The 18,062-nt window shown below is 71.2% G+C and carries 19 protein-coding genes; 13 read left to right on the forward strand and 6 right to left on the reverse strand.

The genetic code is table 11. The features are described 5' to 3' along the window. Positions 1-59 precede the first annotated feature (59 nt). Positions 60-1,754 carry a DEAD/DEAH box helicase gene (locus ABZS69_RS29290; protein WP_355378174.1) on the reverse strand — a complete coding sequence of 565 codons (1,695 nt, stop codon included), beginning with the start codon at positions 1,752-1,754 and terminating at the stop codon, positions 60-62. 495 nt (positions 1,755-2,249) lie between these two features. Between ABZS69_RS29290 and ABZS69_RS29295 the strand changes: the two genes are divergently transcribed. The 4 genes from ABZS69_RS29295 (at position 2,250) to ABZS69_RS29310 (ending at position 6,016) form a co-directional block, all read left to right on the forward strand. Further along, positions 2,250-2,915: a glycosyltransferase family 2 protein gene (locus tag ABZS69_RS29295; protein ID WP_355378175.1), complete on the forward strand. Its 666-nt coding sequence runs from the start codon at positions 2,250-2,252 to the stop codon at positions 2,913-2,915. Next, a complete protein-coding gene (locus tag ABZS69_RS29300; protein WP_355378177.1) occupies positions 2,912-3,577 on the forward strand; it encodes a TIGR04282 family arsenosugar biosynthesis glycosyltransferase in 666 nt (221 codons plus the stop codon). The genes ABZS69_RS29295 and ABZS69_RS29300 overlap by 4 nt, the downstream gene beginning before the upstream one ends. After that, complete coding sequence (locus tag ABZS69_RS29305) at positions 3,574-4,563, forward strand: NAD-dependent epimerase/dehydratase family protein (RefSeq protein WP_355378179.1); 990 nt, start codon at positions 3,574-3,576, stop codon at positions 4,561-4,563. The genes ABZS69_RS29300 and ABZS69_RS29305 overlap by 4 nt, the downstream gene beginning before the upstream one ends. A 73-nt stretch (positions 4,564-4,636) precedes the next feature. Continuing rightward, positions 4,637-6,016 carry a glycosyltransferase 87 family protein gene (locus ABZS69_RS29310; protein ID WP_355378181.1) on the forward strand — a complete coding sequence of 460 codons (1,380 nt, stop codon included), beginning with the start codon at positions 4,637-4,639 and terminating at the stop codon, positions 6,014-6,016. A 182-nt stretch (positions 6,017-6,198) separates the two neighbouring features. Here the strand turns inward: ABZS69_RS29310 and ABZS69_RS29315 are convergent, their stop codons facing one another. After that, a complete protein-coding gene (locus ABZS69_RS29315) occupies positions 6,199-6,768 on the reverse strand; it encodes a TetR/AcrR family transcriptional regulator (protein ID WP_355378183.1) in 570 nt (189 codons plus the stop codon). 89 nt (positions 6,769-6,857) lie between these two features. On the opposite strand from ABZS69_RS29315, the gene ABZS69_RS29320 reads away from it, so the two are divergent. Then, positions 6,858-8,291 carry an MFS transporter gene (locus ABZS69_RS29320; protein ID WP_355378185.1) on the forward strand — a complete coding sequence of 478 codons (1,434 nt, stop codon included), beginning with the start codon at positions 6,858-6,860 and terminating at the stop codon, positions 8,289-8,291. Positions 8,292-8,315: 24 nt separating this feature from the next. On the opposite strand, the gene ABZS69_RS29325 is transcribed toward ABZS69_RS29320, so the two are convergent. Then, complete coding sequence (locus ABZS69_RS29325; protein ID WP_355378187.1) at positions 8,316-8,456, reverse strand: hypothetical protein; 141 nt, start codon at positions 8,454-8,456, stop codon at positions 8,316-8,318. A 102-nt stretch (positions 8,457-8,558) separates the two neighbouring features. Between ABZS69_RS29325 and ABZS69_RS29330 the strand changes: the two genes are divergently transcribed. The 4 genes from ABZS69_RS29330 to ABZS69_RS29345 all read left to right on the forward strand — a co-directional run bounded on the left by ABZS69_RS29330 (position 8,559) and on the right by ABZS69_RS29345 (position 11,992). Next, on the forward strand, positions 8,559-9,914 hold the full coding sequence (locus tag ABZS69_RS29330; RefSeq protein WP_355378188.1) for a glycosyltransferase 87 family protein: 1,356 nt from the start codon (positions 8,559-8,561) through the stop codon (positions 9,912-9,914). A gap of 29 nt (positions 9,915-9,943) precedes the next feature. Then, complete coding sequence (locus tag ABZS69_RS29335; RefSeq protein ID WP_355378190.1) at positions 9,944-10,570, forward strand: TIGR04282 family arsenosugar biosynthesis glycosyltransferase; 627 nt, start codon at positions 9,944-9,946, stop codon at positions 10,568-10,570. After that, positions 10,567-11,178 (forward strand): methyltransferase domain-containing protein, encoded by a 612-nt coding sequence (locus ABZS69_RS29340; protein WP_355378192.1) that lies wholly within the window; start codon positions 10,567-10,569, stop codon positions 11,176-11,178. The genes ABZS69_RS29335 and ABZS69_RS29340 overlap by 4 nt, the downstream gene beginning before the upstream one ends. A 91-nt stretch (positions 11,179-11,269) precedes the next feature. After that, complete coding sequence (locus ABZS69_RS29345; RefSeq protein WP_355378193.1) at positions 11,270-11,992, forward strand: flavodoxin family protein; 723 nt, start codon at positions 11,270-11,272, stop codon at positions 11,990-11,992. Between the two features lie 87 nt (positions 11,993-12,079). Here ABZS69_RS29345 and ABZS69_RS29350 read toward each other — a convergent pair whose 3' ends face one another. Then, entirely contained in the window at positions 12,080-12,736 is a 657-nt protein-coding gene (locus tag ABZS69_RS29350) for a pyridoxamine 5'-phosphate oxidase family protein (RefSeq protein ID WP_355378195.1), read from the reverse strand. Positions 12,737-12,881: 145 nt separating this feature from the next. Between ABZS69_RS29350 and ABZS69_RS29355 the strand changes: the two genes are divergently transcribed. Together ABZS69_RS29355 and ABZS69_RS29360 are read left to right on the forward strand one after the other, a co-directional pair. Then, on the forward strand, positions 12,882-13,727 hold the full coding sequence (locus ABZS69_RS29355; RefSeq protein ID WP_355378197.1) for a universal stress protein: 846 nt from the start codon (positions 12,882-12,884) through the stop codon (positions 13,725-13,727). 96 nt (positions 13,728-13,823) lie between these two features. Continuing rightward, a complete protein-coding gene (locus tag ABZS69_RS29360; RefSeq protein ID WP_355378199.1) occupies positions 13,824-14,480 on the forward strand; it encodes a CBS domain-containing protein in 657 nt (218 codons plus the stop codon). A 46-nt stretch (positions 14,481-14,526) separates the two neighbouring features. On the opposite strand, the gene ABZS69_RS29365 is transcribed toward ABZS69_RS29360, so the two are convergent. After that, positions 14,527-14,934, reverse strand: coding sequence for a pyridoxamine 5'-phosphate oxidase family protein (locus tag ABZS69_RS29365; protein ID WP_355378202.1), 408 nt, complete (start codon positions 14,932-14,934; stop codon positions 14,527-14,529). A gap of 346 nt (positions 14,935-15,280) precedes the next feature. Between ABZS69_RS29365 and ABZS69_RS29370 the strand changes: the two genes are divergently transcribed. Continuing rightward, positions 15,281-16,690 (forward strand): wax ester/triacylglycerol synthase family O-acyltransferase, encoded by a 1,410-nt coding sequence (locus tag ABZS69_RS29370; protein ID WP_355378204.1) that lies wholly within the window; start codon positions 15,281-15,283, stop codon positions 16,688-16,690. Positions 16,691-16,749: 59 nt separating this feature from the next. On the opposite strand, the gene ABZS69_RS29375 is transcribed toward ABZS69_RS29370, so the two are convergent. Then, positions 16,750-16,929, reverse strand: coding sequence for a hypothetical protein (locus ABZS69_RS29375; RefSeq protein ID WP_355378206.1), 180 nt, complete (start codon positions 16,927-16,929; stop codon positions 16,750-16,752). A gap of 303 nt (positions 16,930-17,232) precedes the next feature. On the opposite strand from ABZS69_RS29375, the gene ABZS69_RS29380 reads away from it, so the two are divergent. Then, the coding region (locus tag ABZS69_RS29380) for a GNAT family N-acetyltransferase (RefSeq protein WP_355378208.1) at positions 17,233-18,062 on the forward strand (830 nt) is incomplete at its 3' end.

The following is an 18,062-nucleotide window of genomic DNA, read 5'->3' on the forward strand; positions in this document are numbered from 1 at the left end:
CCTGCCAGGTCCTCAGGGTCGACCGCCCGCGTCCACGCTCGCCTTCGACGAGCCGCGGATCATCGTGTTCGTCTGCCGCGCGTCTCCCGCTCGCGGCGGACGGTCGGTCGCCTTCCCTTGATCGTGCTTCGCCGGAGGGCGTCGATCACCTCGTCGGCCGCGGCTTGTGGCACCTCCACCAGCGAGAACCGGTCGGCGATCTCGATCGCGCCGATGTCGCGTCCGCTCAGGCGCGATTCGCCGGCTATCGCGCCGACCAGGTCCTGTGGGCGGATTCCCGCACTGCGTCCCAGATTGAAGAACAGGCGTACCATTCCGCCCGACGGCGCGCGACCGGGTCGCTGGCCGTCCGTGGCGGCCTCCCGCCCCCCGCGCCGCTGGTCCACGGTTCGCGGAGCCACCTCGGGGATCTCCTCCATGTCGAGCCCGGCCCCGCTGGACTCGTGCGCCAGCTTGACGGCGGCGAGCGCCACCTCCATGAGATCGAACTCGTCGGTGAGCGACTCGACCACGGCGTGGAAGGGCTCGAGGTCGTCCTGGAGAAGGCATTCCTCCAGCGCGGCACGGGTCAGCTCCATCCGGCGCGCCCGCAGGTCGGCGACGGTCGGCAGCCTCTCCACCGAGATCCGTTGCCTGGTCACCCGCTCTATCGCCTTGAGCATGCGGTGCTCACGTGGCTCCACCAGCGTCAGAGCCACCCCTTCGCGGCCGGCGCGGCCCACCCTGCCGATGCGGTGCACGTACGCCTCGGGCGCGGACGGAACGTTGTAGTTGACCACGTGGGTGAGTTGTTCGACGTCGAGACCCCGCGCGGCCACGTCGGTCGCGATGAGCAAGTCGGCCGTCCCGCCCCGCAGCCGCGACATCACCCGATCGCGCTGCTCCTGCTCCATGCCACCGTGCAGCGCCTCGGCACGGTAGCCACGCCCGTTCATGGCCTCCGTGAGCTGGTCGACCTCCTCACGCGTGCGGCAGAACACGATCGCGGCCGCAGGCGCCTCGATGTCGAGGAGGCGGCCGAGCGCGGCGGGTTTGTGCGCCCTGGCGACCAGGTAGGCGCTCTGCTCCACCAGCGGCGTCGCCTCGTCCTTCCCCGCCGCCGCATGCCCCATTTCTATCCGTACCGGCTCGCGCAGGTGACGGCGGGCGATCCCGTCGATGCGGGGCGGAAGCGTCGCGGAGAACAGCACGGTCTGGCGATCCTCCGGAGTCGCCGCGAGGATCTCCTCGATGTCGTCGGCGAACCCCATGTCGAGCATCTCGTCGGCCTCGTCCAGCACAACGGTGCGCAGTTCGTCCAGGTCAAGCGTTCCCCGGCCGATGTGGTCGAGGGCCCGTCCCGGTGTCGCGACCACGACGTCCACCCCGCGCTTGAGCGCCTGCAACTGGCGGCCGATGGGCGCTCCGCCGTAGATCGGCAACACGCGGGTCCCCAATATCCGGCCGTACCGATGGAACGCCTCCGAGACCTGGATGGCCAGCTCACGCGTGGGCACAAGCACCAGCGTCGCGACCCCGGAGCCGCTGCCGGGGAGCGGCATGCGCTGGAGCACGGGCAGCGCGAAGGCGGCGGTCTTCCCGGTGCCCGTAGCCGCCTGCCCGAGCAGATCACGCCCTTCCACCAACGGCGGGATCGCCTCGCTCTGGATCGGCGTGGGCTCCTCATAACCCAGAGCGGACAGCACATCCAGGATCTCGGCTCGGAGCCCAAGATCGGCGAAGGTGGCCTCGCCGCCGGTTGCATTCATGGTCATAGCCGACTCCTCACAAACTCCCACACCCCTGCTGCCGGTCATCTCCTCGAAGGACTTCCGTGCACTCGATCCTTGCCCCTGTGAACGCCGTGCGGCGACCGGGTGACGGGGAGCATCAGGACGCGGACTCGTCTCCCCGACACGGCGGTCGTCGCCGTCCCGCCACACGTAACAGCGCAGCTACCCTTGCCAAGGGCCGGGGAACGTCTCCAGCCAGCCTTCGAAGGCGGTCGCCGCGCGATGAGTGCGAGGCTCAATCGCCCCGACCGGCAGGCGACAACCTTCTCACAAACCCACGATCAGCCGCCACTTCACGATCGATGGCCCGCGGTTGCCGGGGAGCCGCGCAGGCCGGAGATCACGTTCTGGTCCTGGTCACGATTTGCGCCGTCGATCGTCTCGCGATCCTTGTGACGGCTCTGAGCTGGTCATTTCTCGGAAAGGCGAGCCTCTTCACGAGGGTGCGGACCGAGGTGCCGCGTTAGCGTCTGCGGCGTGGAGATCGACGTGGTGCTGCCCTGCCTGAACGAGGCCGCGGCTCTTCCGTGGGTGCTGGGGCGGATGCCGGACGGCTTCCGCCCGATCGTGGTCGACAACGGCTCCACCGACGGGTCCGCGAAGATCGCGGCCGAGCTCGGCGCGACGGTGGTGTGCGAGCTCCAGCGTGGGTTCGGCGCCGCCTGCCATGCGGGGCTGCTGGCCGCCGCCTCGGACGTCGTGTGTTTCATGGACGCCGACGCCTCGCTCGACCCGGCGCAACTGCCCCGGGTGAGCAGGCCCGTCGTGGCCGGCGCGGCCGACCTCGTCCTCGGCCGTCGTGTCCTCCGGCCGGGCGCGTCGTGGCCGGTGCACGCCCGGCTCGGCAACGCCGTACTGGCCCGGAGGCTGCGCCGCCGCACCGGTGCCTCGCTGCACGACCTGGGACCGATGCGGGCGTGCGGGCGGGTCGAGCTGATCGGGCTGGGGCTCGTCGACCGGCGGTTCGGCTATCCGCTGGAGATGGTGCTGCGCGCCGGGGCGGCGGGCTGGCGGATCCACGAGGCACGGGTGGACTACCTGCCCCGCGAGGGCAGGTCGAAGGTGACCGGCACGTTGCGCGGCACGCTACAGGCCATCAGCGACATGCGCCGGGTCCTGGCCGACCAGGATGGAGCCGCGTGAGTCCGGCGGACAGCGCGGACGCCGGCCCGCGTGCGCAGATCGTCGTGATCGCGAAGGAACCTGTGCCGGGAAGGGTGAAGACGCGGCTCGTTCCGCCTCTCACCGCTGGTGAGGCCGCCGCTCTGGCCGCCGCCGCGCTGGAGGACACGCTGCTCACCGTCACCCGGGTCCCCGGCGTCGATCGCGTGCTCGCCCTCGACGGCGCTCCGGGAGCCTGGCTTCCCAGCGGCTTCACCGTCCTCCCGCAGCGTGGAAACGGTCTGGACGAACGCCTGGCCGCGGCCTTCGAGGACACCCACCGGCTGTCGCCCGCCCCGATCGTGCTCATCGGCATTGACACCCCGCAGGTGTCCGTCGGCCTGCTGGCCGAGGCCGTGTCGCTGCTCGCCGACCACGACGCGGTGCTCGGCCCGGCGGCCGACGGCGGCTTCTGGCTGCTCGGGCTGCGCGTACCCGACGCCGCGCTGCTGCTCGGCGTGCCGATGTCGGAGCCGACCACCGGCGAGATCCAGCTGCGAAGACTCAGGGAGGCGGGAATGAGCGTCGCCTTGATGCCGTGCCTGACCGATGTGGACACCATCACGGACGCGATCGAGGTGGCGGCGCTGGTTCCGGGGTCGCGCTACGCCGCCGCGCTCGCCGGGATCGGGGCGTCGCGATGACGCGGGTGCTGGTGACCGGTGCGGCGGGGTTCATCGGAAGTCATGTGGTCGAGGCGTTGGAGGCGGGCGGCCACGAGGTGGCCGGTCTCGACCTCCGGTCCGGCGACGACGTTCGTGACCCGGCCGTACTCGGCCGGGTGCTGCCGGGGACCGATGCGGTCGTGCACCAGGCGGCCAAGGTCGGGCTCGGCGTGAACGTGGCGGACCTGCCCGACTACGCCTCGGTCAACGTGTACGGCACGGCCGTGCTGCTGGCGGCGATGGCGGAGCACGGCGTCGGGCGGCTGGTACTGGCGTCCTCGGTGGTGGTCTACGGCGAGGGCGCCTACGACTGTGACCGGCACGGTCGGGTACGGCCCGGCCCCCGCTCCCCCGCGGACCTGGCGCAAGGGTCCTTCGAACCCCGCTGTCCCCGCTGCGGTGCAGCCGTGGCCTTCACCGCCATCGGCGAGGACGCGCCGACGGACCCGCGCAACGCCTACGCCACCACCAAGCTGGCGCAGGAGCAGCTCGCCGCCAACTGGGCGCGCGAGACGGGCGGCACGGCCACCGCCCTTCGCTACCACAACGTCTACGGCCCCAGGATGCCGAGGAACACGCCGTACTCGGGCGTCGCGGCGATCTTCCGGTCCGCGTTGGAAGCCGGTCATGCCCCGCGCGTGTTCGAGGACGGCGGGCAGACGCGCGACTTCGTACACGTACGCGACGTCGCCGAAGCCAACGTCGCCGCCCTCACCACCGGCGAGCCCGGAACGCTGACCGTCTACAACATCGCCAGCGGCGAGCCCCACACCGTCGGGGAGCTGGCCTCGGCCCTGGCGGCGCAGCGGGGTGGACCGGAACCGGTCACCACCGGGGAGTACCGGCTGGGCGACGTGCGCCACATCGTGGCCTCGCCGCACCGGGCGGCCGTCGAGCTCGGTTTTCAGGCGCGGATCGGCTTCGCCGAGGGGATGAAGGAGTTCGCCACCGCTCCGCCGGCCTGACCACTCGTATCGAGGATCGGTTCCAGCACGGCGAGGGAAGATGCGCAACCTCATCAGCTGCCGTCTCGCCTGCGTGGCTGTGCTCCTCCTCGCCCTGATCTGCGTGCTCGCACTGACGATCGGCGCGGGATCATTCCACGCCGATCGCGCCGGCCTGCTCTGGCGGTACGCGCTCGCGTGGGCGCTCTTCGCCGCGGCGGCGTGGGCCCTGCACAAGGTGCCAGGGCGTGAGGCGGCGTTCCTGGTGGTCGCCGGAGGCATCGCGGTGACCGCCACGGGGCTCCTCGCGCCGCCGACCACCAGCACCGACTCCTATCGGTACGCCTGGGACGGCCGCGTGCAGGCGGCGGGCGTCTCGCCCTATGACCACGCCCCGGCCGACCCCGCGCTCGCACCGCTGCGCGACCGCTGGCTCTTCCCGGAGGGCGCCGGCTGCGACGGCCCGGACCGCTACCCGATACCGTTCCGCGACGGCGCCCGATCGTGCACGCGGATCAACCGCCCCGCCGTCCGCACGATCTACCCGCCGCTGGCGGAGGCGTACTTCCTGGCCGTGCACCGGCTCTCCCCCGCGGGGTCACGGCACAAGCCGTTCCAGATCGGCGGAGCGCTGCTGGCCTTGGGGACGTCCCTCGCCCTCCTGACCGCCCTCCGTCCCACGGCTCCCGCGCGGGCGGCCTGGTGGGCGTGGTGTCCCGCCGTTCCGATCGAGGCGGTGAACAACGCCCATGTCGACGCGCTCGGCGTCCTGCTCACCGTCATCGCCCTGATCACCGTGAGCGGGCACAAGGTCCGCGGCGGCCTGCTGCTCGGCGCGGCCACCGCCGTCAAACTCCTGCCCGCCGCGGTCGCGCCCGGGATGCTCTCCGGGCTGCTGTCCAGAGGCGGGCCTTCCGGGTGGCGGCGGGCGCTGGATGCTTCGAAGGTCCTCGGGCCTGCCCTGCTCGTCGTGGCGCTCGCCTATCTGCCGTACGTGCTGGCGTCCCGCGAATCCGTCCTCGGCTACTTCTTCGGCTACCTGAACGAGGAGGGCTACAGCGACACCGGCGGCGACCGCCGCTACGCGGTGCTGCGCCTGATCCTGCCCGGCTCGTGGGCCCTGCCTGCCGCCCTCGCCGTTCTCGCGGCCACGGCCCTGCTCGTGCTGCGCCGGGGCGATGCCCACCGGCCGTGGCGTGGAGCCCTGGTGGTGACCGGCACGGCCTTCCTCGTCTTCACGCCGGGATACTCCTGGTACGCCCTGCTGGTCGTCGCACTCGTCGCTCTCGACGGCCGCTGGGAATGGCTGGGCATCCCGCTGGCCGGTGCGATCTCTTACCTGAGCCCGGGGGCGGCCGCCTACGGTGTCGCGGCGCTGGCGGTCATCACGGGTTTCGTCGCCCGCGGCCCCTTCTCAGCGCACGGCATCACACCGCGTACAGCAGCCCAGAGACGGCGAAGAGCACCAAAGTGATCAGCAACCAGCGCGCGAGCCCGTGCCCAGCTCGCGCTACGTTGTTGATCGCTTTCTTGCCGGATAACGAACGTCATCCCGCAACCAACTCGGCATCCCGTTCCCGAACAAGTAGTGACGGGGGCGTAGCTCGTCGACGGCGGTCGACAGGTTGCGGCTGTTCCACAGCGCGACGGACCGGATCAGGCGAGCAACCGGTCGACCAACCCGTCGAGGTAGTCAGGGGTGAGCGGCCCCGCGCCGAACAGGACGCGCATGTAGATCGGCGCCAGGAGATGGTCCAGCACCTCCAGTACGTCAGGCGGGTCCTCGCCGCGGCCGCGGGCGCGGTCGAGCATGGCCTGCAACTGCCTGGTGCGGTCGGCCAGGAGCTCGTCGCGCGCCTGAAGGCCCTGCTGACCCTCGCCTGACAGCGCGAGGGTCAGCCGCACCAGCGCCAGGCCGTCGGGTCCGGTGACCTCGCGGGCCACGTTGGCGGCGTGGGTCCGCAGGTCGCCGGCCAGGCTGCCGGTGTCAGGCATCGGCGACTGCGCGTTGAGCCGGGTCAGCAGCACATCGCTGAGCAGGGCTTGGAGGTTGCCCCACCGGCGATAGAGGCTGGTGTCGGCCACGCCCGCGCGGGCCGCGATGTCGCCGACTGTGAAGTTTCCGTAGCCGCGCTCCCTGACCAGCTCGGTAACGGCCTGGTGCACTGCCGCGCGGACCCGGGCGCTGCGCCCGCCAGGCCGCCTGGCCCGCCCCTGCTCATCCATACCCCCACCTTAACGCAGTCGAGACTTGCGTTAGAGCCTATGAGGGTCTACGTTAACGCAGTCACAAACTGCTTTTAGGAGGGACGTACGTGAAAGCGTTGCTCACCCTGACGTGCGCAGGTCAGTTCATGGTGCTGCTCGACAACACGATCGTCGGCGCCGCTCTGCCCGACATGCAGCAGCGGCTCCACACCGGGCTGACCGGCCTGCAGTGGATCGTCGACGCCTACGTGCTGCTGGTTGCCATGCTGCTGCTGTCGGGCGGTGTCTTCGCCGACCGGTTCGGCCGCAGGCGGGTATTTCTGGCCGGGGTGGTGGTGTTCACGGCCGCGTCCGTGGTGTGTTCGCTCGCGCCCTCGATCGGCTGGCTGATCGCCGGGCGGGTGCTGCAGGGCATCGGGGCCGCGGCGCTGAGCCCCGCCTCACTGGCGCTGCTCGCCGCCGCGTATCCCGCCCCGGGGGAGCGCGTCAGAGCGATCGGGTTGTGGGCCGGGTTCAGCGGCATCGGCCTGGCCGCCGGACCGCTGGCGGGCGGGATCCTGGTGGAGTCCTTCGGCTGGCCCGCCATCTTCCTGGTCAACGTGCCCATCGGGACGGTCCTGCTGCTGGCCGGGCTGCGCGTGCTGAGGGAGTCCCGCAACCCGAGCGCGCCGCCGATCGACGTCCCCGGCACGGTCCTGTCCGTCGCGGGCGTGGGCGCTGTGACCTACGGCCTGATCGAGGGCGGTTCCCAAGGCTGGACCTCGCCGGTGATCCTGGGCAGCTTCGCCGCCGGACTGGTGCTCCTCGCCGCGTTCGTCGTGGTCGAAGGTCGTGTGTCGACGCCGATGCTGCCGCTGCGGCTGTTTCGTCAGCGGCTGTTCACGGTGTCCAACACGGCGATGGTCGTGGTCGGGTTCGCGCTGATGGGGTCGTCGTTCTTCTTCTCCCAGTTCTTCGTCTCCGTCCAGGGCACTTCGATCCTGGTCGCCGGGCTGCGGACCCTGCCCGTCTCGCTGGCCATGGTGATCGTCAGCCCGTACGCGGGCCGGTTCGCGGCCAGGCACGGCTTCCGTGTCGTCGTCAGCCTCGGCCTGGCGCTGGCCGGGCTGGGGCTGCTGGCGCTGGGCCTCGTCCACGCCGACACCGGCTACGGGAACGTGTGGTGGCGGCTGGCGGTCGTCGGCATCGGGTTCGCTCTCACCATGTCGCCGCTGACCGGGGCCGCCATCCAGGCGGTCAGCCCGCAGGAGGGCGGCCTCGCCTCGGGCGTCAGCAGCACCACCCGGCAGATCGGCGCGGTGCTCGGCGTGGCGGTGCTCGGGGCGATCGTTCACACGCGGGAGTCCGGCGGCGCCTCCTTCGAGTCCGGCCTCAACAGCGCCTTCCTCGCGGCGGGTGCCGTGACGCTGGCCTGCGCCGTGTTCACCGGCCTGTGGCTGACCGCGGCCCGGACGCCGAGGAGCGTCCGGGCCGAACGGATAGGAGGCCAAGCAGTCAGCGAGCAACCGCTGACAGCTCCTCCCAGTCGGACCACGTCTTGAGCCGCTTGGCGTAGACCTGCTGGGTCATCCGCAGCCCTTCGGTGGGGTCGGGCTGAGGATCCAGTTGCCGAACCGGCGGATGACGTGGGTGATGTAGGGCGAGATGGTGGCCAGCACTCTCACCCGGCCGACGCCAACGAGCCACGGGATCGCGCTGAATCCCACGTTCGCACTCCGTAAGAACTCGCCGGCCGAGGTTCTTACGGAGTGCGTACGGCCGGCGCCGCCGCGGCCCCGGACCGGTCTCCGGGTGCGACGCTGCCCGGTGTGAGTCGTCAGATGGTGTTCGCAGGCGGGGCGCTGCTGGCGCTGGCCGCCGTCGTGGTCAAGATGGTGTCCGGGCCGCCCGGCCTGGGCTGGTACCTCCTGGCGTGGGCGCTGTTCGCCGCCGCGCTGTGGCTGGCCCGGTCTCTCCCGGAGAGGCGGCTGACCGGCCTGGTCGTGGCGGGCGGCGTCGTGCTGGCCGCGCTCGGGCTGGCTGCGCCGCCGAGCAGCAGCACCGACTCCTACCGGTACGCCTGGGACGGCCGCGTGCAGGCGGCGGGCATCTCGCCATACGACCACCCGCCGGCCGATCCCGCGCTCGCCCCGCTGCGCGACGAGTGGCTGTTCCCCTCCCGGTGCGCGGCCCCCGAGTTGTGGCCCCTGCCCGGCGGCGGCTGCACCCGGATCAACCGGCCCACGGTGCCCACGATCTACCCGCCGGTCGCGCAGGGCTACTTCCTCCTGGTCCACTGGCTCTCGCCGGACGGCGCCCGGCACAAGGTCCTCCAGCTCGGCGGCTGGCTGATGGCCGTCCTGGTGCTGCTCGCCCTGCGCCGCCAGGCCGGTGTCCGGGCGGCCGCGTACTGGGCGTGGTGTCCGGCCGTGCCCGTCGAGGCCGTGAACAACGCGCACGTGGACATGCTGGCCGTGCTGCTGGTGGTGCTGGCCTTCGGCACCGTACGCGCTCGCGGCGCGCTGCTGGGCGCGGCCGTGGCGGCCAAGCTGCTGCCCGTCACCGCGCTGTTCGGCGCGCTGTCGGGGACGTTGGCGAACGGGGTGGCGTGGCGGCGCGTCCTCGGGCTCTGCGTGCCCGCCGCACTCGCCGTGGGTCTGGCGTACCTGCCGTACGTGCTGGCCTCGCGTGCTCCGGTGGCGGGCTACCTGCTGGGTTACCTCCGGGAGGAGCGGTACGAATCGCCCGCCGACGGGAACCGCTATGCGGTGCTTCGGCTGGTGATGCCCGACTCGTGGGCTCCGTACGCCGCGATCCTGGTGCTCGCCCTGGTCGTCCTGCACGTCCTGCGCCACGGCGACCCGGAACGGCCCTGGCACGGGGCGCTGGTGGTCAGCGGCTCCCTCCTGCTGCTGTTCACCCCGGGATACTCCTGGTACGCGCTCCTGGTCGTCGCGCTGGCCGCCATGGACGGCCGATGGGAATGGCTGGGCGTGGCCCTGGCCGGCGCGGTCGCCTACGTCGCCGGTCCTGCGGCGCACCCCAGCCCGGCGATGGCCTGTTACGCCGCGGCCACGCTGGCGGTGCTGATCGGCTGGGCCGTCCGCCGATCCCACGAAGCGGCCGGACGGCTGCCCTCGCGGACTCGGCGACATCGGGAGTCGTCAGCAGGTCGTAAGGATTGAGCACAGTGCGTCGCCCTACTGTCGACCACATGGCCCAGATCATGATCATCGCCAAGGAGCCGGTGGCCGGGAGGGTCAAGACCCGGCTGACCCCGCCGTTCGGCCCGGAGCAGGCCGCCGCCCTCGCCGAGGCCGCGCTCCGCGACAGCCTGCTCGCCGTCTCCGCGGCGCCCGCCACCCAGCGGGTGCTCGCCCTGGACGGGCTGCCGGGCAGCTGGCTGCCCCCGGGATTCGCGGTGATCCCGCAGCGCGGGGCGGGCCTGGACGAGCGGCTGGCGGCGGCGTTCTCGGACGCCTACCGCCTGCGGCCCGAGCCCGTCGTACTGATCGGCATGGACACCCCGCAGGTGACGCCCGCGCTGCTCGGCGCGGCGGCGGAGGCCCTGGCGGGTCACGACGCCGTGTTCGGCCCGGCCGCGGACGGCGGCTTCTGGCTGCTCGGCCTGCGGCAGCCGGACGCCTCGCTGCTGCTGGGGGTGCCGATGTCGCACCCGGAGACGGGCAAGCTCCAGCTCGACCGGCTGGACCGGGCCGGGCTGTCCGTCCAGCTGCTGCCCGAGCTGACCGACGTCGACACCGCGGCGGACGCCCTCGCGGTGGCCGCGCAGGCGCCCGGCTCCCACTTCGCCACCACGCTGCGGGAGCTGGTCGGATGATCGGGGAGATCTACTCCGACGCGCTCGCCGGAGCGGCCGCCGAGATCGAGTACGTCGACGGCACCCGCGCCGCGCTGGAGACCGCGCGCTGGTTCGAGCCGGTCGACGGCGACGAGGCGTTCCTGAGCAGGTGCGCCAGCCCGACCCTCGACATCGGCTCTGGCCCAGGCCGGCTCACCGTCGCGCTGACCCGCCGCGGCGTGCGGGCGCTCGGCATCGACATCACGCCTCGCGCCGTCGCCCACACCCGCAGGGCCGGCGGCTTCGCCCTGCTCCGCGACGTCTTCGACGAGGTCCCGGGCAGCGGCCGGTGGGCGACGGCGCTGCTCGCCGACGGCAACATCGGCATCGGCGGCAACCCCGAGCTCTTGCTCCGCCGAGTCAGGCAGCTGGTCCGGCCTGGCGGCGAGGTCCTGGTGGAGCTCGCACCGCCCGAGACCAGAAGCCGCGTCGACCGGGTACGGCTGCGCCGCGGCCCGCTCATCGGGGACTGGTTCGGCTGGGCGACCGTGTCGGTGAGCGACATCCGGCGCGTGGCCCGCACCGGCGGCTTCCCGTCCGTGGACTGCTGGACGGCCCACGGCCGCTGGATGGCCCGGCTGAGCTAGACGACGCGGCGAGCCTGCTGGCCGAAGCGCAGGTGATGGCCCGAAGCTTGCCTATGGAGGCACCTGGAACGCATCGAAGGGAGCCGTCACGATGACAGTCGACGGAGCACCTGCCCGCTACGACGATCTGCGGGCGCTGTTCATCAACTGCACGCTCAAGAGGAGTCCCGAGCGCAGCCACACCCAGGGCCTGATCGATCGCAGCGCGCACATCATGGACAGGCAGGGCGTACACGTCGAGCAGCTGCGGGCGATCGACCACGACATCGCCACCGGCGTGTGGCCGGACATGACCGAGCACGGCTGGGAGAGCGACGAGTGGCCCGCCCTCTACCAGCGGGTGCTGGCCGCCGACATCCTGGTCATCGCCGGGCCGATCTGGCTCGGCGACAACAGCTCGGTGACCAAGAAGGTCATCGAGCGGTTGTACGCCTGCTCCAGCCTGCTCAACCGGGCCGGCCAGTACGCCTATTACGGACGCGCGGGCGGCTGCCTGATCACCGGCAACGAGGACGGCATCAAGCACTGCGCCATGAACGTGCTCTACAGCCTCCAGCACCTTGGCTACACCATCCCGCCCCAGGCCGACGCCGGCTGGATCGGCGAGGCCGGGCCCGGCCCCTCCTACCTCGACCCGGGCTCGGGCGGGCCGGAGAACGACTTCACCAACCGCAACACCACGTTCATGACCTGGAACCTGCTGCACCTGGCACGCATGCTCAAGGACGCCAGCGGCATCCCGGCCCACGGCAACCAGCGATCCGAATGGGACGCGGGATGCCGCTTCGACTTCGACAACCCCGAGCACCGATAGCTCATCTGCTTGCCGACGTTCCCACGGTCCGGCTCGGCTCCCCTGTGATCGACGCGGCCAGACTGCCCTGGGAACCGCCGAGAGCCCTCAGAGGCCGTGGATGCGGCGGCCGGTGATCCGGTGCGGGACGATGCGGATGTGGAGCCGACGCTCGCCGCCTGCCCATGGAGTGACACCGGCCTGAGCGACCTTCTCCGCCTCGTCCTCGGGCACGTGGTGGGCGGGGCCCTGGATGAGGACGCTCCAGCCCTCCCGCTGGGCTTCGTCGATCCGGTCGACCTGGAAGCCGATCTTGATTTCCACCCCTGCCACGCCGGTGCGCAGGTCCTGGTCCATGGGGCCGCCGTGAGTGGTGCGGAAAACGATGGCGCCGTCGTGGAGCTTGAAGTTCACGGGCAGCACCGTGGGCCCGTCCGGCCCGTTGAACGCCACCCGGCCGATGCCGCCGGGGGCGAGCAGCCGCAGGCACTCCTCGGGCTCGAGGACCTCCAAGGTCGGGTCGGCCGCGGCGGGGCCGGGGCCGGGCGGGCGGTCACGCCCACCGCCCAGCAGATCCTGGACCGTGGTCTCGAGGGCCGCGGCCAGGCGGGTCACCGTACCCCTGTCGGGCAGGTCCAGATGGCTCTCCAGGTACTGGATGTATCCGGCGGACATGTCCGCCCGGTCGGCGACCTGCTCGACGCTGAGGCCGAGCTGGTCGCGCTGGTAGCTGATGCGACGTCCGAAGTCGCCGTTGCCTGTCATGAGCGTGCCCTCCCTGGTCAGGTCATGAAGCTAGCCATCGGCCACGCCGGCCGACAGGGTCCTTCGGTCCTTGGGTGACCGACCTCCGGCCCTGCTGCGGATGCCGACGAGCGCGGTCCCATGGGTGTGACGAAGGAGGCACATCATGATCATCGTAGGCGTGGACGGCTCCGTGACCTCGCGGGCCGCGGTCGAGTGGGCGGCCGACGACGCGTTCCGCATGCGGATGCCGCTGCGGATCGTGCACGCGGTGGACCTCTTGCCGTACCAGATCGGCAGGTACCCCAACGCCGCCCTGCCGGACGTGCTGCAGCATGAGGGACGCCGGATCCTCTCCGAGGCCGAGGCGCTCGTCCACGAGCGACAGCCCACGGTCGAGGTCACGAGCCAGGACGTGGAGGGTTCCCCCACCGCGGTCCTGCGCCAGCAGGCCGAGGGCGCCGCCGAGATCGTGGTCGGCAGCCGCGGGCTGGGCGGGTTCGCCGGTGCGCTGCTCGGCTCCGTCAGCATGAACGTGGCAGGCCATGTGCGTTGCCCCGTCGTGGTGGTGCCCGAGGGACACCGGCCGGTGCACGGCGAGGTCGTGGCCGGGGTCGACGACTCGGCGGAATGCGAGCCCGCGCTCGCCTACGCCTTCGAACAGGCGAAGCTCCGCGGCGGCGCGCTGCGGGTGGTGCATGCCTGGCAGTTGCCGGTGCACGCCTTCGCCCCGGAGATCAGCGGCTACGACATGGACGAGGTCCGTACGGCGCAGCACCAGGTCGTCCGCGATCGGGTGGCGATCTTCAGCGAGGACTACCCGGAGGTGAAGGTCCTGGAGGACGTCCAGTCCGCGCATCCCGTCAACGCGCTCACCGACGCCTCCGAACGCGCGGACCTCCTTGTGGTGGGTTCGCATGGGCGAGGAGCCCTGGGTTCGATGCTGCTCGGGTCGGTCAGCCGGGGCGTCCTGCACCACGCCCACTGCCCGGTGGCCGTCGTACGGGCCTGAACGCCAGGACCTTGGGCCCGGGCATCGGAGACCTTCGCCACTGGAGGACCGGCCGCCGGTGGCGGAACGTCAGAAGCGAAAACGAGGAGGACCGTCATGCCGATCGAAGTCAAGAACGTCATGGGGCGGGTGGCCATCGCCGTCCGGGAGGACGCGTCGTTCTCCGAGATCGTGGACGCCATGCAGCGGTTCGCGGTGGGCGCGGTGACCGTGATCGACGCCGACCGGCGGCCGGTAGGCGTGGTCTCCGAGGACGACCTGCTGCTCAAGGAGGCCGACACGGCAGGTCACAGCGTGTCGATCTTCGAACCCCGCAAGCGGAAGCGAGAGCACGAGAAGGCGGCGGGGGTGAAGGCGGCCCAGCTGATGACCACGCCGGCGATCACCGTCACGCCGGGCACCTCTGTTCGCGAGGCGGCCCAGTTGATGCACGCCAAGCGCATCAAGCAACTGCCCGTGATCGACGCGGTCACCGGCAGGATCATCGGCACCCTGCACCAGCGTGACGTGCTGCGAGTCTTCACCCGCCCGCCCGAGGCGCTGGAGAGGGACATCAGAGCCGTGCTGCCCCATCCCGAGAGGTTCACCATCAAGATCGAACAGGGCGTGGTGACCATCAGCGGCGTGGTCGAGCGAAAGTCCGAGGCCATCGCGCTGACAGAGCGGATCCGCGTGGTGGAGGGCGTCGTCGATGTCAGGTTCGCGGTGGCCTTCGAGAAGGACGATCTCCTCATCGTTCCCTCGGGAATGTAGGGGCGCGCCGCAGCGGGTCCTGGCCTTCAAACGTGGACCTCCTGGATCAGGCGGGGATCCGGCGGCCGGACACCTGCTCGGCATCGATCACGATGTAGTGGTCCCGGCTGCCCGGCGCCCAGGTGGGCAGAGGTAACGCCGCCAGCCGGTCCATCTCGTCCGGGTCGGTCACGGCCCGCGCGTGCCCCACCGCGGTGACAGACCAGCCGGTACGCAGCCCTGGATCGAACTCGTCGGCCTCGAAGGCCACCACGGCACGGCGGGTGGCGGCGGCCAGCTTGGACCCGGTGGAGGTCCGGATCACGATGGAATGGCCGTCGAGGTGGAAGTTGACCGGCTGCACGGCCGGCAGAGCGTGATCGGTGAACACGATCCGACCGATCGGAGTGGTGGACAGCAGGCCGAGACACTCCTCGCGGGAGAGCACCTGGAGTCCGGACGAGTCGAGCTGCATCCCCTCAACATCGCCGCTGGTGCCGGTTCCGCGTTAGAGGCGAAAGTCCTTCACCTTCGCCGATCCCCCTGTGGCGGCGCAGGTGAGGTCCGACGACCACTGGTGGCGGGGACTTTCGGCCCTGACCGGCACACCTACTGGACGGCTTGTTCGATCAGGTCGTTGGGCCTGTCCGCGAGGGACCTATGGCCCTTGTGCGGTACGTGCGCGCGGGGGTGCGATGGGAGAAGGGGATTGTCACGGCTGCCGACGGCTCGGACGCGGTGACCTGGGCCGTGGCCGTGGTGCGGCAGCGAACGGACCCGGCAGTCGCCATCCGTACGGCGAACTGGCTTGAGGTGGAAGCATGCGGCAGCTCAGCGCGCTGGACGCGCAGTTCCTCAACTTCGAGACCGCCACCAACGTGGCCAACGTCGGCGGACTCAGCGTGCTGGGCAAGGACCTGCCGATGGAGATGGTCCTGGACAGGCTGGCCGAGCGGATGTCAGGGGTGCCGCAGCTACGGCAACGGCTGGTCCGCGTGCCTTTCGGTCTCGACCATCCGTACTGGGCCGACAGCGACGAGGTCGACCTGGACCAGCACGTCCGGGAGCTCACGCTCACGCCTCCTGGCAGCGACAAGCAGTTGGCCGCGCGGGTGGCCCGGCTGCACGAGCGACGGCTGGACCGAACCCGTCCGCTGTGGGAGATGTACGTGATCCACGGCCTGGCCGGCGGCGGGTGCGCCCTTTACACCAAGGTCCACCACGCCGCCGTCGACGGGCTGACCGGGGCCGAGGTGCTGGCCGCACTCATGGACCCCACCCCCGGGACGGTCGCGGGCGAGCCGGAGACCGCTCCAGGGCTGTGGCGCATGCTGGCCAGGAGCGCCTGGCACCTCGCCGCCAATCCGGCGCACCTGCTTCGGTTCGCGGGAGAGGCACTGCCGGTGCTGGACCAGCTCCCCTTCTTCTCACGGCTGCCCGGCGCGAGAGGCCTGTCGCGGCTGATGCGCCGCGAGTCCCTGCCCGAGCTGCCGGATTTCGCGGCTCCGCATACCCCGTTGAGCGGTCCGGTCTCGTCCCGTCGCCGCTATGCCTTCGTCGAGCTGCCGTTGACGGACGTCAAACGCGTGAAGAACGCCTTCGGCGTCACGGTGAACGACGTCGTGATGGCGCTGGCGGCCTCCGCGTTGCGGCGCTGGCTGACGGAGCACGAGGCGTTGCCGGAGGTCCCTCTTGTCGCGGGTGTGCCGTTCTCCGTGCGAAGACAGGTGGGCACGGACGAGGGCAACCAGGTCAGCATCATGATCACGCAGCTGCCCACGCAAGTGGCGGACGCCCGTCAGCGGCTCGAAGCCGTGAGCGAGGCGATGCGGCAGATCAAGGAACGGTTCATCCTGACGCCGGCGCGCTTGCTGCGGGACCTGAGCGCGAGTCTGCCCGCCGCCCTGAACGGCCTGGCCGACCGCGCCGCGCTTGAGCTGGTGGGCCGGACCGCGCCACCCATCAACGTGATCGTCTCCAACGTCCCCGGGCCACAGTTCCCGTTGCGGATCGCCGGGGTCAGGCTGCTGTCGCACTACCCGGTGTCCGGGGTCACCGATATGAGCGGCGGCCTGAACATCACAGCCTTCTCCTACAACGGCCGCCTCGACGTCGGGATCACCGCATGCCGAAAGCTGGTGCCCGACGCAGGGGCATTCTCCGGCTACCTTCGCGAGGCCCTCAACGAGCTCAAACCGGCTCGCAGCAGGCGGGGCACGGCCGGTGGGTAGCCGCGCCGCCTCGGCCTCAGAGTGGTGCGGGCCGAGTCGCCCGTGGCCGGCGCACGGGCTCAGACGCTGGGTACCTGGCCGATCGAGGTCCGGAGAAGTTTCTCCACTGCCCGTACGAGCGCCAGGTTCGCCGCGGTCAGGGAACAGACCTGCTCTTCCAGGTCAGAGACGCGCTGCTTCAAGGCCACCAGCTCGGCGTCGAGCGCCGACGACTCCATGAGCCTCCGCCCACCCATCATGCTGCCTTCCCCTCCTTGAGAACGGACGCGCTCATCGTGGCCGCCTCAGCGCATCGCTGTGCAGCGGCGAACGTCCCCCGACAGTGGGACCAATGGCACTATCCGCCCACGCTCCAGGAGCGGCTCGGCACCGAACCACTCACCATAGGCGCGCTGTCGATCCTGCGCGCCGAGCAAGGACTTTCGGCCTCGGGCCCAAGGACATCCGGCACTCCTGGGCCGCCCGCCTGCCGAGGAGCCTCGTTGGTGAGAGGTACGTCATGCCCACGCCGTACGTGACACGTAAGGAACGGGAGATCCGGCGTGTCCGAGGGTTACGACGTCTTGCTGCGCGATGGCGACATCGCTCATGTGCGCCCGCTCCGCCCCACCGACCGCCAAGCCCTGCACAAGCTGATCGACCGCTCGTCCGAACGCTCGGCGTACCTGCGGTTCTTCACCGGTGGCCGCAACACCGCGCACGCCTACATCGACCGCATCACCGGCGACGAGTACGGCGGCCGCGCGCTGGTGGCCGGCCTGCGCGGCCGGCTGGTCGCGGTCGCCGAATACATCCCCATGGAGAACGGCCGCGCCGACCTGGGCATTCTTCTGGACGACGCCGTGCACGGGCATGGCCTGGGCACGCTGCTGCTGGAGCATCTCGCCGTGGACGCCGCCGAGCACGGCGTGCGCGAGCTGGTGGCCGACGTGCTGGCCGAGAACCGGCCGATGATCCAGGTGCTGCGCGACCTGGGTCTGAAGGTGGAGCAGTGCTGCGACGGGGGCACGTTGCACGTCAGCATCGCCGCCGAGCCCACCCCCAGGCTGATGGCGGCCATCGAGGCCCGCGACCACGAGGCCGGGCGGGCCTCGTTGGCGCGGGTGCTGGCGCCGCGTTCGGTGGCGGTGATCGGCGCGAGCCGTGACGAGCACGCAGTCGGGCACAAGGTGCTGCGCAACCTCATCGACGGCGGCTTCTGCGGGCCGATCTACCCCGTCAACCCGAACGCGAGCGAGATCGCCGGGCTGGCCTGCCACGCGAAGGTGCCCGACGGTGTGGATCTGGCGGTGGTGGCGGTGCCCGCCCGGCGGGTGCTGGATGTGGCGCGTGACTGCGCGGCGGCCGGGGTGGCCGGGCTGGTGGTGCTGAC

It is taken from the genome of Nonomuraea sp. NPDC005650 (genome assembly GCF_040605375.1).
Classification (GTDB): Bacteria; Actinomycetota; Actinomycetes; order Streptosporangiales; family Streptosporangiaceae; genus Nonomuraea.

Excerpts from the sequence above, each read along its gene's own strand:
- ABZS69_RS29290 (WP_355378174.1), bottom strand. The coding sequence starts at position 1,754 with ATGACCATGAATGCAACCGGCGGCGAGGCCACCTTCGCCGATCTTGGG.
- ABZS69_RS29305 (WP_355378179.1), top strand. The coding sequence starts at position 3,574 with ATGACGCGGGTGCTGGTGACCGGTGCGGCGGGGTTCATCGGAAGTCAT.
- ABZS69_RS29315 (WP_355378183.1), bottom strand. The coding sequence starts at position 6,768 with ATGGATGAGCAGGGGCGGGCCAGGCGGCCTGGCGGGCGCAGCGCCCGG.
- ABZS69_RS29335 (WP_355378190.1), top strand. The coding sequence starts at position 9,944 with ATGGCCCAGATCATGATCATCGCCAAGGAGCCGGTGGCCGGGAGGGTC.
- ABZS69_RS29340 (WP_355378192.1), top strand. The coding sequence starts at position 10,567 with ATGATCGGGGAGATCTACTCCGACGCGCTCGCCGGAGCGGCCGCCGAG.
- ABZS69_RS29345 (WP_355378193.1), top strand. The coding sequence starts at position 11,270 with ATGACAGTCGACGGAGCACCTGCCCGCTACGACGATCTGCGGGCGCTG.
- ABZS69_RS29350 (WP_355378195.1), bottom strand. The coding sequence starts at position 12,736 with ATGACAGGCAACGGCGACTTCGGACGTCGCATCAGCTACCAGCGCGAC.
- ABZS69_RS29355 (WP_355378197.1), top strand. The coding sequence starts at position 12,882 with ATGATCATCGTAGGCGTGGACGGCTCCGTGACCTCGCGGGCCGCGGTC.
- ABZS69_RS29360 (WP_355378199.1), top strand. The coding sequence starts at position 13,824 with ATGCCGATCGAAGTCAAGAACGTCATGGGGCGGGTGGCCATCGCCGTC.
- ABZS69_RS29365 (WP_355378202.1), bottom strand. The coding sequence starts at position 14,934 with ATGCAGCTCGACTCGTCCGGACTCCAGGTGCTCTCCCGCGAGGAGTGT.
- ABZS69_RS29370 (WP_355378204.1), top strand. The coding sequence starts at position 15,281 with ATGCGGCAGCTCAGCGCGCTGGACGCGCAGTTCCTCAACTTCGAGACC.
- ABZS69_RS29375 (WP_355378206.1), bottom strand. The coding sequence starts at position 16,929 with ATGATGGGTGGGCGGAGGCTCATGGAGTCGTCGGCGCTCGACGCCGAG.